Genomic DNA, 14,935 nt, shown 5'->3' with positions numbered 1-14,935 from the left:
CGTTTATCACTTCAGGTCGATTCGGCCTGAAGTGATCGTGACCTAGCAGAAACCCGTCGAACGCAGGTAATCATAGGCCTGGATGACCGCCTTGAGCGTGTCCTCATTGGCGCGGCTGCCATTATTGGCGTCCGGATGCAGCCTTTTCACCAGGGTTTTGTACTGGGCTCTGGCCTTTTCCTTGGTCGCCGTCTCGTCCAGGCCCAGCGTATGCAGCGCCTTCAACTCAGCATTGCGGAGGGGGCGGGCGCCGCCGGTGTTCACTTCCTTGCCGTTCTCACCCAGGAAATTGAACGGATCCCGGAAACTGCCGGGTTTGGCACGACGGCCCTGGGCATTCATGGAACTCGAATTCTGGCCGAGTTTCCAGGTCGGGCGGTGGCCGGTCTGCGCATCCTTCTGGAAGTCGCGTACCGCGTCATCCTTCATGCCGTCGAAGTAATTGTAGGTCTTGTTGTATTGCTGGACATGCTCCAGGCAGAAGGCATGGAACTGCCCTTCCTGGTTGCGGCCCTTGGGCGCCTTATGACGCCCAGGCTTGACGCAGCCCGGCCATTCGCATGTCGGATGCTTGTCGCGGGTGACGCGCTCCTCGCCCGGCTTCACACGAATCTTGTCGAAATATTTGGAATCGAGTTTCATCACTACCAATTATGGTCATCAGTTGAGACAGGAGCAAGTCATGGCGCTCGGACCCGTTGGCACACATATCAAGGACAAGCTGTCGCAAGCCTTCCGGCCGCAGACGCTCGATGTCATCGATGAATCGCATCTGCATGCGGGCCACGCCGGATCGCATCCCGAAGGTGAAAGCCATTTCCGCGTCAAAATTGTGTCTGAGGCCTTCGCCGGCAAGAGCCGTGTCGATACGCACCGAATGGTAAACGAAACCTTGAAGGACGACCTCAAGACGCGCGTGCACGCGCTCGCCATCCAGGCGTCGGCGCCGAAATAATTTAAGGAGCGCCGTCGCGAGACGGCGCTTAGCGCCGGCAGAAACGTCCTGCCGGTCTCAGAGCGATCCCTTCGCCATTTCGCCGGCGATGTGATCGGCCTGGCGGATGGCGAGCGCCACGATGGTCAGCGTCGGGTTCTCGGCGCCACCAGTGGTGAACTGGCTGCCGTCTGAGACGAACAGATTCGGTATGTCGTGCGTTTGTCCCCACTTGTTGACGACGCCGTCTCCCGGTTTCTCGCTCATCCGGTTGGTGCCGAGATTATGCGTCGAGGGATAAGGCGGCGTGTGGAAGGTCTTGACCGCGCCGACCGCGTCATAGATCGCCGAGCCCTGCTTGTAGGCGTGATCGCGCATCGTCGTGTCATTGGCATGATCGTCGAAATTGACATTCGGCACGGCCAGGCCGAACTGATCCTTTTCGCTCGCATGCAAGGTGATCGCGTTTTTCTCCTGCGGCATATCCTCGCCGACGATCCACATGCCCGCCATGCGGTCATAACCATCCATCGCCTCGGCGAAGGAGCGGCCCCACTCGCCGGGATTGAGGAAGGCGGCCATGAAGGGCACCCCCCAGCGAGAGAGTCTCGAATTCATAGCCGCCGACGAAGCCGCGCGACGGGTCGAGACGTGCCTCGTCCTGGACGATGCCGGCCATTGTGGTGCCGCGATACATGTGGACCGGCTTCTCGAAGATGGCATAGACCGATCCCGTCGTGTGGCGCATGTAGTTGCGCCCGACCTGGCCTGAGGAATTGGCTAGGCCGTCGGGAAACTTCGCCGAATGCGAATTGAGGAGCAGTCTCGGGCTCTCGATCGAATTGCCGGCGACGCAGACAACACGCGCCTTCTGCCGGAACTGCTTGCCGTCCTTGCCGGCATAGACCACGCCGTCGGCCTTGCCCTGATCGTTGTGCGTGATCATCAGCACCTGCGCGTCCGGCCTGACCTCGAGATTGCCGGTCAGCTCGCCATCGGGAATCTCCGTATAGAGCGTCGACCATTTGGCGCCGGACTTGCAGCCCTGGAAGCAGAAGCCGATCTGCAGGCAGGAGCCGCGGCCCTTGCGCGGCTGCGAATTGATCGACATGCGCCCGGTATGGACCTCCTTGTAGCCGACCTTCTTCGCCCCCGCTTCCAGCACCTTGAAATTGTTGTTTCCCGGCAGGCCCGGAATGTTGTTGGTGCGGGTGGTGCCCATCTTGTCTTCGGCCTTGGCGTACCAGGGCTCCATCTCGGCGAGCGTCAAAGGCCAGTCGAGCAGATTGGCGCCGGCGATGTCGCCATAGACCGTTTTGGCCTTGAATTCGTGGTCCTGGAAGCGCAGCGACGCGCCCGCCCAATGGACGGTCGAGCCACCCACCGCCTTGACGATCCAGGCGGGCAGGCCCGGGAAATCCTTCGCCACCCGCCAGCTGCCAGACGTCGTGCGCTTGTCGAGCCAGGAGAGCTGGCTGAAGGCGGCCCATTCGTCATTCACGAAATCCTGGTTCTCGATTCGCGGACCCGCTTCCAGGCACACGACCTTGACGCCCTTCTGGGCGAGCTCGTTGGACAGAGTGCCGCCGCCGGCGCCGGATCCCACCACCACGACAACCGAATCATCATTGAGGTCAAAAGGTGCAGGCATGATCGATCCTCCTCACAACCAGTCGATGTCACCGAAGCCGCGATTGATGTAGCCGCCCTTGTCGGCGGAAGAGCCTTCGTAGCCGAAATGCGGCCACAGCTCCTTGTTGTTGTAGAGGCCGGTGACCAGGGAGCCGCGCAGCTTCTGGAAGAAGGGCGTCGCCTCCATTTCCGTGAGGATCGCCACGCGCTCCTCTTCGCTCGGCACATTCGCATAGGCGCCGTATTTGAGGCCGGTGGCCTTCTTATTGAGCGCCGTGACGCCGTCCTCGAGCAAGGTCTTGAGCTGGGCGTCGTCCTTGGCGGCCTTGTCGAGATCCGCGACGACACTGGCATAGTATTTGTCGGCGATCTGATCGTGCGGATAGATATCGCGTGCCATCTTCACGAGTGTCGCGAAGCTGTCCGGCGAGATCGCGACAGGTTCGGCTGCGAGCGCCGAATGACTGACGATGGCGGCCGGCAGCACCGAGGCCGCGGCCGCCACGGCGCCACCCGTCTTCAACATGTCGCGTCGTGAGACCTTTGGACGTTTGTCGATCAATCTCATGGCATGTCCTCCCATTGAGCCCCTTCGCCGGTCCTTCAGGTGTACCGGCCGTGACGCTGCAAAACCTCGATCTTGTAGCCATCGGGATCCTGCAGGAAAAAGAACTTGGCGAGCAGTTTATCGTCGCGGAAAAACTCCTTCAGCGGCGTCGGATTGAGGCCCGCCTTTTCGGCGCGCTGGTGATCACGCGCCACATCATCGGTCGAGACCGCGAGATGGCCATACCCCGTGCCATGCGTGTAAGGCTCGCTGCGGCCATGATTGACGGTGAGCTCGACCTCGAAATCATTCTCGTCGTTCTTGAGATAGACGAGAGTGAAGCCGTCGAACTCGAAGCGATCCTTCACCTTGAGGCCGAAAGCCTGTTCATAGAAGGCGACCGACTTCGCTTCGTCGATAACCCTGATCATCATATGAATTGCTTTGGCCATTCTCAGTCCTTCTGTGTTGCGAGATAGTCGATGATCGCCTTGCGGATCGCAGGATCGTTCTGGCGATAGAGCATGAATGTGTCGCGCACCATCTTCTTCGGGAAAGTCAGCCACTGATCGAGGGCCTCGGGCGTCCACACGATGCCGGAGGTCTTGAGCCCGGCCGAATAGTTGAAGCCCTCGATGCTGGCGGCCTTGCGGCCGACGACATTCCACAAGGGCGGGCCTACGCGCGTTCCGCCGTTTTTCGCCACGATGTGGCAGGTCTGGCAGTTCTTCACGAAAAGCGCGGCGCCATCCTCGGCCGCCGCCGAGGCTGTCGCGGAAATGATCAGGCCGAGCCCACTCATCATGGCAATGATGCGGTCCATGCCGCCAATCTAGGCACGATCGGATCGATGCGGGTATTATCACCCTACTACATCGAGAAAATTCAGCGGATGAACCGGTGTCCGCCGATCAGCCGGCGGCGCGGCGCGGCTCAGCCGAATTCAGGCCCTGCTCGAGATAGACGAGACAACTGCAGCGCAGGAGCGAGGCGAAATTGCCGACCTCGCCATGGATCTCGAGCGCCTCGTCATGGAGTTGCGACAGGAATTTGCCGACCGTCATGCCCTGAGCGTGAGCGATATCCTCGATGATCTGCCAGAAGCGTGCCTCGAGCCTGACGCTGGTCGGGTAGCCGGAGAGGCGTACCGAACGCGTCTCAAAGGCATAACGTTGTGGATCCTGCCCGGCGAATATCTGGCACATGACGGGGTTCCTCCTGAAATCTGCCTCTTTTAAGCGAGGCTTATCACGCAGTGTACCAATTGTACCAATGGCGAGGCAAGGAATTGCTGGCGCGTGATCCCGTCAGGTTCTGCTTTTGACGCGCTGCTCGAAGCTCTCCAGACTGTCGCCGGGCCAGCCGCGGCGGTGGAAATAGACCTTGCGCGCGAACCAGTTCATCAAAGGCGTGCCGATAACCTGGTCATGGAGCCAGTTGGGGGGAGCCCAATCCATCACGCGGCGCAGGAGAAGTTTCTTGCGCATCTTCGGGATCTCGCGCGCCAGCACGCGCTCCGGCGCAGGACCGTGGCGGGTGAGATGGTCGGCGATCAGTTGCGCGGCGCGCCGGCCATAGCGGAAAGCCAGACGGATGCCGCCGCCGGTCAAGGGCGAGACATGGCCTGCGGCATCGCCGATGAGAAGCACCTGAGGGGCCGCGAAGGGCGAGACCAGGCCGCCCACCGGTATGCGGCCGCTGCGGCGCTCCTGCACGTCATGCTTCGAGAAGCCGAAGAGCTTTTCGGTATGGGTGAGGAAAGCCCTGAGATCGGGCTTGGCGTCTGCATTGGTGGCAAGCCCCACCTGGAAGAAGCCGGGCGCCGGCGCCACCCAGGCGAGATAGCCGCGCGCCAGACGCGAATCGAGGAAGCAATGGAGAAAATCCGGATCGGCCTCGGGCAGAAGGGATACTCGACCTCGATGCCGGTGAGAAAGCGCGTATTGCGGCCGAGATCGAAGAGCCGCGCCACCGTCGAACGGGCGCCGTCGGCGCCGACGAGATAGCGGGTGCGCAGACCTGTTTGCGGCAGGAAGATCATGTCGCCCTGGCGCACCGCGCGGTCGAGCCTCGTCGAGCAGCGTATCTTTGCGCCGGCCGTCTCGGCCTCGCGCGCCATCCAGCGCATCAGGTCGGCGGTGTTGCTGGTGAGGAAGTAATAGCCGGGCGCGAAAAGATCGACGGAGCGCAAAGACGGCGCGTAGAGCCTGACGCCATGCACGGTGCGGGTGAGATGCGGCGGAATGTCGATCTCGTCGGCCGCTTCCTTGACGATGATGCCGGTGGTGGAGATGCGCGCACCGGGATCGGTCTTGGCCTCGAGGACCAGCGTGCGCAGGCCCCTGAAGGCAGCCGCTCTGGCGCAAGCGAGACCGGCGAAGCTCGCGCCCACGATCACCAGGTCATATGCCGCAGTGTCTTTCATCCCGTGCCGGAAGAATAGGAGAGAAGGCGGTTATTTGAAGGCAAGCTATTCCGTCGGCGCCGGGGTCACCCTGAGCGTGGTGATCTGATGCCGGCGCTTGCGCATCACCTCGAAGCGGAAGCCATGGAAGGTGAAGGCCTGACCGGTGTCGGGGATCATGCGCGCCTCATGCACCACGAGGCCGGCGATGGTCGTCACCTCCTCGTCCGGCAGATGCCAGTCGAGCGTGCGGTTGAGATCGCGGATCGGCACCGCGCCGTCGATGATCACCGATCCGTCCTTCTGCTTGCGGATGCGCGGGCGTTCGGCATCGTGCTCGTCGGAAATATCGCCGACGATTTCCTCCAGCACGTCCTCGAGGGTGACGAGACCCATCACCTCGCCATATTCATCGACCACCAGGGCGAAATGGATCTTGCGCCTGAGAAAAGCGGCGAGTTGGTCGGATACGGGGCGCGTGTCGGGCACGAACCAGGGCGGCTTGACGATCGTCTCGATGGGGATCTTCGAGGAATCGCCGCCCTGATCCAGCAGAGCGGCGAACAGATCCTTCACATGCAGGACGCCGATGATGTTGTCGGGACTGTCCTTCCAGACAGGCACGCGGCTATGGCCGCTCTTCAGCACGTCCCTGATGATCTCGTCCTGTTTCGTCGCCGCATCGATCATCGTCATCTTGGTGCGGTGGACCATGACATCGAAGACCTCGAGCTGGGAAAGGTCGAGGATGCCGCCCAGCATGTCGCGGTCCTTCTTGACCACCGCGCCTTCTTTGAGATGCTGGTCGATGGCGCCGCGCAATTCCTCCTGCGCGGTCTGCGGCCTGGCGAGACCCAGCCATTCTAGAAGACGCTTGAAGCCTCGCTGCAGCGCCGTCATGTCCGCGATTGTTCCTCCATCAGGAAGGCCAGCACATCGCTTTCCTTGATATCACGCGCGATGAAGGCCTCGCCGATATCGCGCACGAGGATGAAAGTGAGCTTGCCGGCCACCGCCTTCTTGTCCTGGCGCATGATCTCGAGAAGCTTGTCCGGCCCGGGCAGGTCGCCCGGAATGTCGGCGAGCCGGGTCGGCAGGCCGGCGGCGCGCAGATGTTTTTCGGCACGGTCCGCAAGGCCCTTGGCGCAAAGCCCCAGTCTTTCCGAAAAGCGGAAGGCCTGCGCCATGCCGACCGCCACCGCCTCGCCATGGAGGAGGCGGGAGGAATAGCCGGTCGCCGCCTCGAGCGCATGGCCGAAAGTATGGCCGAGATTGAGGAGGGCGCGTATGCCAGTCTCGGTCTCGTCCTCGGTGACGATGCGCGCCTTCATTTCGCAGCTTTTGGTGATGGCCTTGATGCGCGATTGTGCGTCGCCGGCGAAGAGCGATTGCGCATTGGCTTCGAGCCAGGAGAAAAACCCGGCATCGCCAAGCAGGCCGTATTTCGCGACTTCCGCATAACCCGCCGCGAGTTCCCGCTTCGGCAGCGTGTCGAGGAGCGCAATGTCGATCAGGACGGCGCGCGGCTGATGAAAGGCGCCGATGAGATTCTTTCCATGCGGTGAGTTGATGCCGGTCTTGCCGCCGACGGATGAATCGACCTGCGCCAGCAAAGTCGTGGGAATCTGGATGAAGTCGACGCCGCGCCGGAGAATCGCCGCGGCGAAGCCGGTGAGATCGCCGATGACGCCGCCGCCAAGAGCTATGACGATGTCGCGCCGCTCGATGCCGGCGGCGAGCAGCTGATCGCAGGTTTCGGCCAGATGCTTGTAGCTCTTGGTCGCCTCGCCGGGCGGCAGGATGATGGCGCTCGACGAGACACCTTCCGCTTCGAGGCTTTTGCGCAGGGTGTCGAGATGAAGGGCCGCAACGGCACTGTCGGTCACGATGGCGGTGACCGGGCGCTTGAGGAATGGCCTGATCCGCTTGCCCGCCTCGGCGAGGACGCCTGCGCCGATCGCGATCTCATAACGGCGCGCGCCCAGTTCGACGGCGACGGTGGTGGAGGGTTGAAGCGCTTCAGCTTTGCTCATTGGTCAGGCGGTCCCAGCCCGGCCAGCGGGCCAGGGTCTTGATGATGGAGTTGACGATGGATGTATGGGCCACATCGCGGCTGTCGACGGTGATATCGGCTTCGGCATAGATCGGATAGCGCTCGGCGATCAGCTTGCGCATGACGGCTTCGGGATCGTCATTCTGCAGGAGCGGCCGGTTGGAGCGCCGGCGCACCCGGCGCATCAGGAGGTCGAAGTCGGCCCGCAGCCAGATGGAGATGCCATGGCTGCGGATGGTGCTGCGGGTCTCGGCGCTCATATAGGCGCCGCCGCCGGTGGCGAGCACCTGGGCGCCGTTCTCGAGAAGCCGCGCGATCACCTTGCGCTCGCCGTCGCGAAAATAGGCCTCGCCATGCTCGGCGAAGATCTCGGGAATGCTCTGGCCGGCGGCAAGCTCGATCTCGTGGTCGGCATCGACGAAGTCCAGGCCGAGCTTCTCGGCGAGGCGGCGGCCTACCGTCGTCTTGCCCGCCCCCATAAGGCCGACAAGCACGATGGCATGGCCATCGAGGCGCTGACGAACGAGAGCCATATCCTTGCTGAGCGAGCGGCGGGACATTCTTCTAACTGAGAGTTCACTGCTTCGCGGGATAGCGCATTATCGGGCCAAGGGGAATTGCGGACGGCCCTCAATGTAATTTTATCGCCATAATGGGATTCTGTGATCCTGAATCACTTGGCGCCGCGGTTACAATCGGGCAAAAGGGCGCCGGGTAGGGAAGGACGTGTCTTGCCTGATACTGTTCGCTTTCTGTTAATTATCGCGTGCTTGGCTGGTGCCGTCTACGGGGCTGCCTGGGGCTTGGCCAACTATCCCCCGGAACAGACCGAGATCGTCAGGGCGCTTCCGCATGAAAAGATCAGAGCACAATGAGACGGGCCGTGACAATCGGCTGATCCAGCGCTTTCTGGAAATGATGAGCGCCGAGCGCGGCGCGGCCAAGAACACGCTCGATGCCTATGAGCGCGATCTCGAGGCCTATGCCCTCCATCTCAATTCGGCCGGCGCCAGCCTGCAGCGCGCGACGCCCGAAGACATAAGGAATTATCTGGCGGCGCTTGACGCCGAAGGGCTCAAGGCCGCGTCCGCCGCCCGCAAACTGTCGGCGGTGAGGCAGTTCCACAATTTCCTCTATGGCGAGGGTATTGTTCGCGAAAACCCCGCCACGTCCATCGACGCGCCCAGGCTGCGCCGGCCTTTGCCCAAGGTGATGACGATGGATGACGTTACGCGGCTGATCGGCACCGCCGAGGGGCGGATCGCTGCCCTCGACGGCAAGGCACGCGTCAAGGCGGAGAGGCTCCATTGCCTGCTCGAGCTTCTGTATGCCACCGGATTGCGGGTATCCGAGTTGGTCGCCCTTAAGAGGCAGGCGGTCGCCAAGGGCCCGCAATTCCTGATCATCAAGGGCAAGGGCGGTCGCGAAAGGCTGGTCCCGGTGTCGCAAAAGGCGGCCCAGGCGGTCGCCGCCTATCTCGCGGCGCAGCGCCTGGAGGATATCCCGGAAAGTCCCTGGCTGTTTCCCTCCCATGGTGCCGAAGGGCATCTGACCCGCCAGCATTTCGCCTTGGAACTCAAAGCCTTAGCGGCGGAAGCAGGACTGGCCGCGACGCAGGTGTCGCCGCATGTCCTGCGCCATGCCTTTGCCAGCCATCTGCTTGCCGGCGGGGCCGATCTGCGCGCCGTGCAGCAGATGCTCGGCCATGCCGACATAGCGACAACACAAATCTATACCCATATAGAGAGCGACCGTTTGCGGGCGGCGGTCGAAACCCACCATCCGCTGGCTAGAGCGCTTCCCGCAAAAGTTGCTCGACTTTTGCGATAAGGAAGCGCTCCAGATTACATGCTCTTCGAGCCCTTTTACCCGTTTTGATCGAATCGGAATGATTCGATCAAAACGGGATGGGCTCTAAGTCCGGTTGACATCCGTAACCGGGATAGCCACTTTGCGCCGCATTCCGGCCAACCGGCCCCATCTGAGGTTCAATGCACGCCTATCTCGATTTTGAAGCACCCCTTGCCGAGCTGGAAGGCAAGATTGCCGAGCTCAAGGCCATTTCGGGGCCCGATTCCGCCGTGTCGATCGGCGAGGAAGTGAAGGCGCTCGAGAAGAAGGCGGCGAAAAGCCTGAACGACCTCTATCAGAATCTGACGCCCTGGCAGAAGGCGCAGGTGGCGCGCCATCCCGATCGGCCGCATAGCGTCGATTACATCAGAGAGCTCATCACCGACTACACGCCGATGGCGGGCGACCGCAAATATGCCGAGGACAACGCCATCGTCGGCGGCCTCGGCCGCTTCCGCGGCGAGGCGATCGCGGTCATCGGCCAGGAAAAGGGCTACGATACCCAGACGCGGCTCAAGCACAATTTCGGCATGGCGCGGCCCGAAGGCTACCGCAAGGCGGTACGCCTCATGGAGACCGCCGACCGCTTTGGCCTGCCGGTCCTGACCTTCATCGACACCGCCGGCGCCTATCCGGGCATCGATGCCGAGGAACGCGGCCAGGCGGAAGCGATCGCGCGCTCGACCGATTGCTGCCTCGGCCTCGGCGTGCCGTTGATCTCGGTGATCATCGGCGAGGGTGGCTCCGGCGGCGCCATCGCCATCGCCACCGCGAATGCCGTGCTCATGCTCGAACATTCGATCTATAGCGTGATCTCGCCGGAAGGTGCCGCCTCCATTCTCTGGCGCGACGCGGCGCGCGCCAAGGACGCGGCGAGCGCCATGCGCATCACCGCGCAGGATCTGAAGAAGCTTGGCGTCATCGACGACATCATCGCTGAACCGCTGGGCGGCGCCCATCGCGGCCGCGAACAGGTCTTCCAGGCCGCCGATGATGCGATCACGCGCTCGCTGCGCGCCTTCGCCGCGATGCCGGCGGACGCCTTGCGGATGCAGCGCCGCGACAAGTTCCTGGCCATCGGTCGGGATCTCTGAGCGAATATACTCTTGGGGATCGGCTGATCCGAGAACCGCTTCGCGCGTTGCGCTGCCCAAACTCCGCCGTCATTGCCGGTCAAGCTCTGCCGATGCGAGCCGCGAAGCTGGTGCTTGTCCTCATTGCCGTCCTTGCGGCGGGCTACGCACTATTGTCTCAGTTCCAGCGCATGACGCTCGAAGAGGCGCAAAGGACCTTGCCGCAGCGACTTGCTGAGAAGGGCCTGAGCGAAGGCCAGCCGGTCTTCCTGCGCATCTTCAAGCAGGAGGCCGTCCTCGAACTATGGATGCGCGACGACAAGAGCTGGCGGCTGTTCCAGTCCTATCCGATCTGCCGTTTCTCGGGCGATCTCGGGCCCAAGCTGAAAGAAGGCGACAGGCAGGCACCCGAGGGCTTCTATGAAGTGGCGAGCGGACAGCTCAATCCGAACAGCCGGCATCATCTGTCGTTCGGGCGCATGGCCGAACCGGTTCCTATCTCATGGTGCATGGCGGCTGCAGCTCGATCGGCTGCTACGCGATGACCGATCCCGCGGTCGACGATATCTACGGGCTGGTCGCGGCGGCGCTGCGCAGCGGCCAACCGCAAGTCGATGTCCATGCCTTCCCGTTCCGCATGAACGAAGCCAATCTGGCGCGCCACGCGCAGTCACGCTGGATTGATTTCTGGCGCGACCTCAAAGCCGGCTATGACCGGTTCGAAAATGAAAAGGTTGTTCCAGCGGTCCGGCTGGTCGGCAAGCGCTACAGCGTTGAAGGATAGGTTATGATTGGACGGTCGTGAAACCTTCGGTCAGCAAAGTGAAGAGGGCCGCGAGCTGACCGCCGATGGCTTGCACGGCGGCCAGGATCGCGAAGAAAATGGCAAAGGCGATGAGGCCATATTCTATGGCCGTCGCGCCACTTTCTTCCCTAAGGAAACGCGCCAGCATTTTCATAGGCGATCGCATACGGTGCTCCGACCCCGTGATCTCATTGAAGGAGGAGCCTAATCGAGGGAATTTCAACCCGGGTTAACGGAAGCGTTCAAATGCCAACAACCTGCCGTTTGGTTAGAATGTCGAACCCCGTGCTGCGGTTCCATGCGGAGATTCCGCTGCCGCGCCCTGGACCTTCCCACATGGCAATCCCCAATTAATTTCTGAACCCTATGCCGCAACCCGCCAAACGATAACAGGATACAACTATGCCCTTGATTTCGCGTCGCCATTTCATTGCCGGATTAAGCTCGACGGCGGCTATTCCGCTGCTCAGCCGCGCCGCCTTCGCCGCCAAGGACCAGACCCAGCTGACGGTCGACACGCGTGTCATCGAGGTCAAAGGCAAGGCGGCCAAGGTTTTCAGCCTAGATGCGGCGCGAGGTAAACAGGGTTTTAATTTCGATGCCGGCCAGTCCCTCCGTCTTCGCCTGACCAACCGGCTTTCCGAGCCGACGCTGGTTCACTGGCACGGCCAGACGCCGCCGACCGAGCAGGATGGCGTGCCGGTGCTGTCGCAGCCCGCGCTCAAGCCCAACGAGAGCTATGACTATGACTTCGAGCCGCGCGCCGGCACCCACTGGATGCATTCCCATGTCGGACTGCAGGAGCAGAAGCTTCTCGCCGCACCGATGATCGTGCGCAGTCGCGCCGATGTAGCAACCGATGAGCAGGAGCATGTCGTACTGCTGCATGATTTCACGTTCCGGGAGCCCGAGGAGATTCTCGCCGAGCTGAAATCGGGCGGCGGTGATCATGCGACCCATAGCGGCGGCGGTATGAGCGGCATGGCCGGCATGGATCACAGCAATATGGGCAATATGAGCGGCATGGATCACAGCAAGATGGCGATGCCGGCCCCGGATGCGGGTGCCATGCTCAACGACATCACCTTCGACGCCTTCCTCGCCAATGACCGCACCCTCGATGATCCGGAGGTGGTGCGGGTCGAGAAGGGCGGGCGCGTGCGGCTGCGCATCATCAATGGTGCGGCGGCCTCCAACATGTGGGTGGATCTCGGCGGGCTCGAAGGCGAGCTTATCGCCGTCGACGGCAACGAGATCGAGCCCGTCAAGGAGAAGGTGTTTCCGCTCGGCATCGCCCAGCGCGCCGATATCCGCATCTCTCTGCCTGGCGGAAGCGGCGTTTGGCCTGTCCTGTTCCGTCCCGAGGGCACTCAGCAGCAGACCGGGATCGTCCTGGTCGCGGGCGACGGCCAGATCGCCAGGATCGCGGCGGAAGGCGCAATGGCGCCGGCGCTCGATCTCGCCATGGAGCTGAAGCTGAAGGCCCTGAAGGGGCTGGCGCCCGAACCCCTCACCCGCACCGAAATGGTGATGCTCACCGGTGGGGATAAGGACTATGTCTGGGGGCTGAACGGCAAGGCGTCGATGCACGACACGCTGTTCACCGTCAGGCACGGCGAGCGTATCGCCATCATGATGCATAACATGACCACCATGTCGCATCCGATGCATCTGCATGGTCACCACTTCCAGGTCGTGAACATCAACGGCCAGAAGATCGAGGGCGCCATGCGCGACACCATGCTGGTGCCGCCCAACGCCATGGTGACGGTCGTTTTCGATGCGGATAACCCGGGCAACTGGGCTTTTCACTGCCACCATGTCTATCATATGAATGCAGGCATGATGGGTGCCGTCGCTTATGTGAACGCCGCCTGACGACGATAACAAATCGAGGGTGGGCATGAAGCAGGCCGATATTCTCATCGTCAATGCGCGCATGCTCACCCTCGACGATAGAACACCCCGTTGTGATTGCGTGGCCATCGCCGGCAATGAGATACTCTTTGCCGGCGCGGCTGCCGATGCCCAGGCCTTCAGGCACAAAGGCACCCGCCTGATCGATGCGCAAGGGGCAAGCGTGCTGCCGGGCTTCATCGAAGCGCATATGCATATCTTCTCCGGCGCCGCCGAGCTAGACATGCTGCATCTGACCGGCGTTTCGGGTTTCGCGCGGCTGTCCGAGCTGGCCCGCAACTATGCGTAGTCGCGGCCGGAGGCGAAGCTACTGGTGGCGCAGGGCGCCGATTACACGATCCTGTCGAAGGATGAGCCGGTCACCCGCCATCATCTCGACCGCATTATTCCCGACCGGCCCTTCGTGATGTTCTCGCCCGACCATCATACCGCCTGGGCCAATACGGCAGCGCTCAAGCGTGCCGGCATCCTGAAAGGCCGCGCCGTGGCGGTCGGCAGCGAGATCGTGATGGGGCCGGACGGACTCGCCAGCGGCGAATTGCGCGAAGGTGCGGCGATCGAACCGGTCCGCGCGCTCGGCGGCGAGACACGCGAGCGGCTCGGCCTTGAAACGGGCGGCGAGCCGCGTATCCCGCCGACGGCCGCCGAGCGCGCCTACGACCTTGAAACGATGCGGCGAGGGCTCGCCCATTGCGCCAGGCACGGCATCACCAGCTTCCACAATATGGACGGCAATTTCTACCAACTCGATCTCCTCGCTGAGATCGACGCACAGGAGGGCCTGCCGGTCCGGGCGCGGGTGCCCTTCCATATGAAGAATTTCATGAAGCTCTCGGATCTCGACAAAGCGAGTGAGATGCATCGGCGCTACCGCTCGGAGCGGCTTCGCTCGGGCTTCGTCAAGATGTTCATGGACGGCGTCATTGACTCGGGCACCGCCGTGATGGCCGCCGGCTATGCCGATCGGCCCAATGGCGATCCTCTGTTCCCGGCCGATCAGTTCAACGAGATCGCCATCGAAGCGGACCGGCGCGGCCTGCAGATCGCCGTCCATGCGATCGGTGACGGCGCCGTCAACATGGTGCTCAACGGCTATGAGGCGGCGGCGATCGCCAATGGCAAGCGCGACAGCCGCCATCGCATCGAGCATATCGAAACGGTGCTGCCGCGGGACATACCGCGCTTTGCGAGCCTCGGCGTCGTCGCCTCGATGCAGCCGCCGCATCCGCCGGGCACGATGGGTTTGCCGCTCGAACCGACGCTCGGCCTCATCGGCGAGGCGCGCTGGCCCTACGCCTATGCTTGGCAGACTTTGCGCGCCGCCGGGGCGCGGCTGGCCTTCGCCAGCGACTGGCCGGTCTCCGACATCAATGTGCTGCGTGGCATCCATGCGGCGGTGACGCGGAAAGCCTGGAAACCGGGCCTGCCGGAGCAGAAGCAGTCGCTCGGCGATGCGCTGGCGGGCTATACGCGCGACGGCGCCTGGACGGAATTCATGGAGGACCGCAAGGGCCGCATCGCGCCCGGCCTCCTCGCCGATATCGTCGTCCTGTCGGACGATATCGACAAAGTGGCGCCCAAGACGATCGACCAGCTGAAGCCGGTCGTGACGATCTGCGACGGACGCGTCACCTACGAAGCTTGAGGCTGGGTACAGGGGCGATCTTCTCGCATGGATTGTGTTGCGGAATGTCAACACGGTGTGAGGGGCTTGGTAAC

The 14,935-nt window shown here is 62.5% G+C and carries 16 protein-coding genes and 3 pseudogenes; 7 read left to right on the top strand and 12 right to left on the bottom strand.

The window, feature by feature from the left end; genetic code table 11:
• Positions 1 to 42 precede the first annotated feature (42 nt).
• A complete protein-coding gene (locus G5V57_RS05020; protein WP_165166475.1) occupies positions 43 to 642 on the bottom strand; it encodes a J domain-containing protein in 600 nt (199 codons plus the stop codon).
• A gap of 40 nt (positions 643 to 682) precedes the next feature.
• Between G5V57_RS05020 and G5V57_RS05015 the strand changes: the two genes are divergently transcribed.
• Complete coding sequence (locus tag G5V57_RS05015) at positions 683 to 955, top strand: BolA family transcriptional regulator (RefSeq protein WP_165166474.1); 273 nt, start codon at positions 683 to 685, stop codon at positions 953 to 955.
• Between the two features lie 57 nt (positions 956 to 1,012).
• Here the strand turns inward: G5V57_RS05015 and G5V57_RS05010 are convergent.
• The 10 genes and pseudogenes from G5V57_RS05010 to G5V57_RS04965 form a co-directional block, all read right to left on the bottom strand.
• Positions 1,013 to 2,585, bottom strand: a pseudogene (locus G5V57_RS05010) (GMC family oxidoreductase).
• A gap of 12 nt (positions 2,586 to 2,597) precedes the next feature.
• Positions 2,598 to 3,134 carry a twin-arginine translocation signal domain-containing protein gene (locus G5V57_RS05005; protein WP_165166473.1) on the bottom strand — a complete coding sequence of 179 codons (537 nt, stop codon included), beginning with the start codon at positions 3,132 to 3,134 and terminating at the stop codon, positions 2,598 to 2,600.
• A 35-nt stretch (positions 3,135 to 3,169) separates the two neighbouring features.
• Complete coding sequence (locus tag G5V57_RS05000) at positions 3,170 to 3,565, bottom strand: VOC family protein (RefSeq protein WP_165166472.1); 396 nt, start codon at positions 3,563 to 3,565, stop codon at positions 3,170 to 3,172.
• 2 nt (positions 3,566 to 3,567) lie between these two features.
• The gene (locus G5V57_RS04995) at positions 3,568 to 3,936 is read right to left on the bottom strand and encodes a cytochrome c family protein (RefSeq protein WP_165166471.1); all 369 of its coding nucleotides are present in this window, start codon (positions 3,934 to 3,936) and stop codon (positions 3,568 to 3,570) included.
• 88 nt (positions 3,937 to 4,024) lie between these two features.
• The gene (locus G5V57_RS04990; RefSeq protein WP_165166470.1) at positions 4,025 to 4,318 is read right to left on the bottom strand and encodes a ribbon-helix-helix domain-containing protein; all 294 of its coding nucleotides are present in this window, start codon (positions 4,316 to 4,318) and stop codon (positions 4,025 to 4,027) included.
• Between the two features lie 102 nt (positions 4,319 to 4,420).
• Positions 4,421 to 4,762 (bottom strand): NAD(P)/FAD-dependent oxidoreductase, encoded by a 342-nt coding sequence (locus G5V57_RS04985; RefSeq protein WP_165166469.1) that lies wholly within the window; start codon positions 4,760 to 4,762, stop codon positions 4,421 to 4,423.
• Positions 4,720 to 5,538: an NAD(P)/FAD-dependent oxidoreductase gene (locus G5V57_RS04980; protein WP_165166468.1), complete on the bottom strand. Its 819-nt coding sequence runs from the start codon at positions 5,536 to 5,538 to the stop codon at positions 4,720 to 4,722. Before G5V57_RS04980 ends, G5V57_RS04985 begins: the two co-directional genes overlap by 43 nt.
• Before the next feature lie 45 nt (positions 5,539 to 5,583).
• Positions 5,584 to 6,387 (bottom strand): annotated as a pseudogene (locus G5V57_RS04975) (HlyC/CorC family transporter); the annotation flags it as partial.
• 26 nt (positions 6,388 to 6,413) lie between these two features.
• Positions 6,414 to 7,550 carry a 3-dehydroquinate synthase gene (gene aroB, locus G5V57_RS04970; RefSeq protein ID WP_165166466.1) on the bottom strand — a complete coding sequence of 379 codons (1,137 nt, stop codon included), beginning with the start codon at positions 7,548 to 7,550 and terminating at the stop codon, positions 6,414 to 6,416.
• Positions 7,537 to 8,103, bottom strand: a complete 567-nt coding sequence (locus G5V57_RS04965; RefSeq protein ID WP_246737526.1) for a shikimate kinase — start codon at positions 8,101 to 8,103, stop codon at positions 7,537 to 7,539. Before G5V57_RS04965 ends, aroB begins: the two co-directional genes overlap by 14 nt.
• A 319-nt stretch (positions 8,104 to 8,422) precedes the next feature.
• Here G5V57_RS04965 and G5V57_RS04960 point away from each other — a divergent pair, with 319 nt between their 5' ends.
• The 4 genes from G5V57_RS04960 (at position 8,423) to G5V57_RS04945 (ending at position 11,278) form a co-directional block, all read left to right on the top strand.
• The gene (locus G5V57_RS04960; RefSeq protein WP_165166464.1) at positions 8,423 to 9,400 is read left to right on the top strand and encodes a tyrosine recombinase; all 978 of its coding nucleotides are present in this window, start codon (positions 8,423 to 8,425) and stop codon (positions 9,398 to 9,400) included.
• 161 nt (positions 9,401 to 9,561) lie between these two features.
• The gene (locus tag G5V57_RS04955; protein ID WP_165166463.1) at positions 9,562 to 10,515 is read left to right on the top strand and encodes an acetyl-CoA carboxylase carboxyltransferase subunit alpha; all 954 of its coding nucleotides are present in this window, start codon (positions 9,562 to 9,564) and stop codon (positions 10,513 to 10,515) included.
• Between the two features lie 92 nt (positions 10,516 to 10,607).
• Positions 10,608 to 11,039, top strand: a complete 432-nt coding sequence (locus tag G5V57_RS04950; RefSeq protein ID WP_165166462.1) for a murein L,D-transpeptidase family protein — start codon at positions 10,608 to 10,610, stop codon at positions 11,037 to 11,039.
• A complete protein-coding gene (locus G5V57_RS04945) occupies positions 11,036 to 11,278 on the top strand; it encodes a hypothetical protein (protein WP_165166461.1) in 243 nt (80 codons plus the stop codon). The genes G5V57_RS04950 and G5V57_RS04945 overlap by 4 nt, the downstream gene beginning before the upstream one ends.
• 1 nt (position 11,279) lies before the next feature.
• Here G5V57_RS04945 and G5V57_RS04940 read toward each other — a convergent pair whose 3' ends face one another.
• On the bottom strand, positions 11,280 to 11,453 hold the full coding sequence (locus tag G5V57_RS04940) for a Flp family type IVb pilin (RefSeq protein WP_165166460.1): 174 nt from the start codon (positions 11,451 to 11,453) through the stop codon (positions 11,280 to 11,282).
• Between the two features lie 248 nt (positions 11,454 to 11,701).
• On the opposite strand from G5V57_RS04940, the gene G5V57_RS04935 reads away from it, so the two are divergent.
• Entirely contained in the window at positions 11,702 to 13,177 is a 1,476-nt protein-coding gene (locus G5V57_RS04935; RefSeq protein WP_165166459.1) for a multicopper oxidase family protein, read from the top strand.
• A 25-nt stretch (positions 13,178 to 13,202) separates the two neighbouring features.
• Positions 13,203 to 14,861 (top strand): annotated as a pseudogene (locus tag G5V57_RS04930) (amidohydrolase).
• The last annotated feature ends 74 nt before the right edge of the window (positions 14,862 to 14,935 follow it).

It is taken from the genome of Nordella sp. HKS 07, from assembly GCF_011046735.1.
In the GTDB taxonomy this organism is placed as follows: domain Bacteria; phylum Pseudomonadota; class Alphaproteobacteria; order Rhizobiales; family Aestuariivirgaceae; genus Taklimakanibacter.
This window is presented reverse-complemented; position numbering and strand designations above follow the sequence as displayed.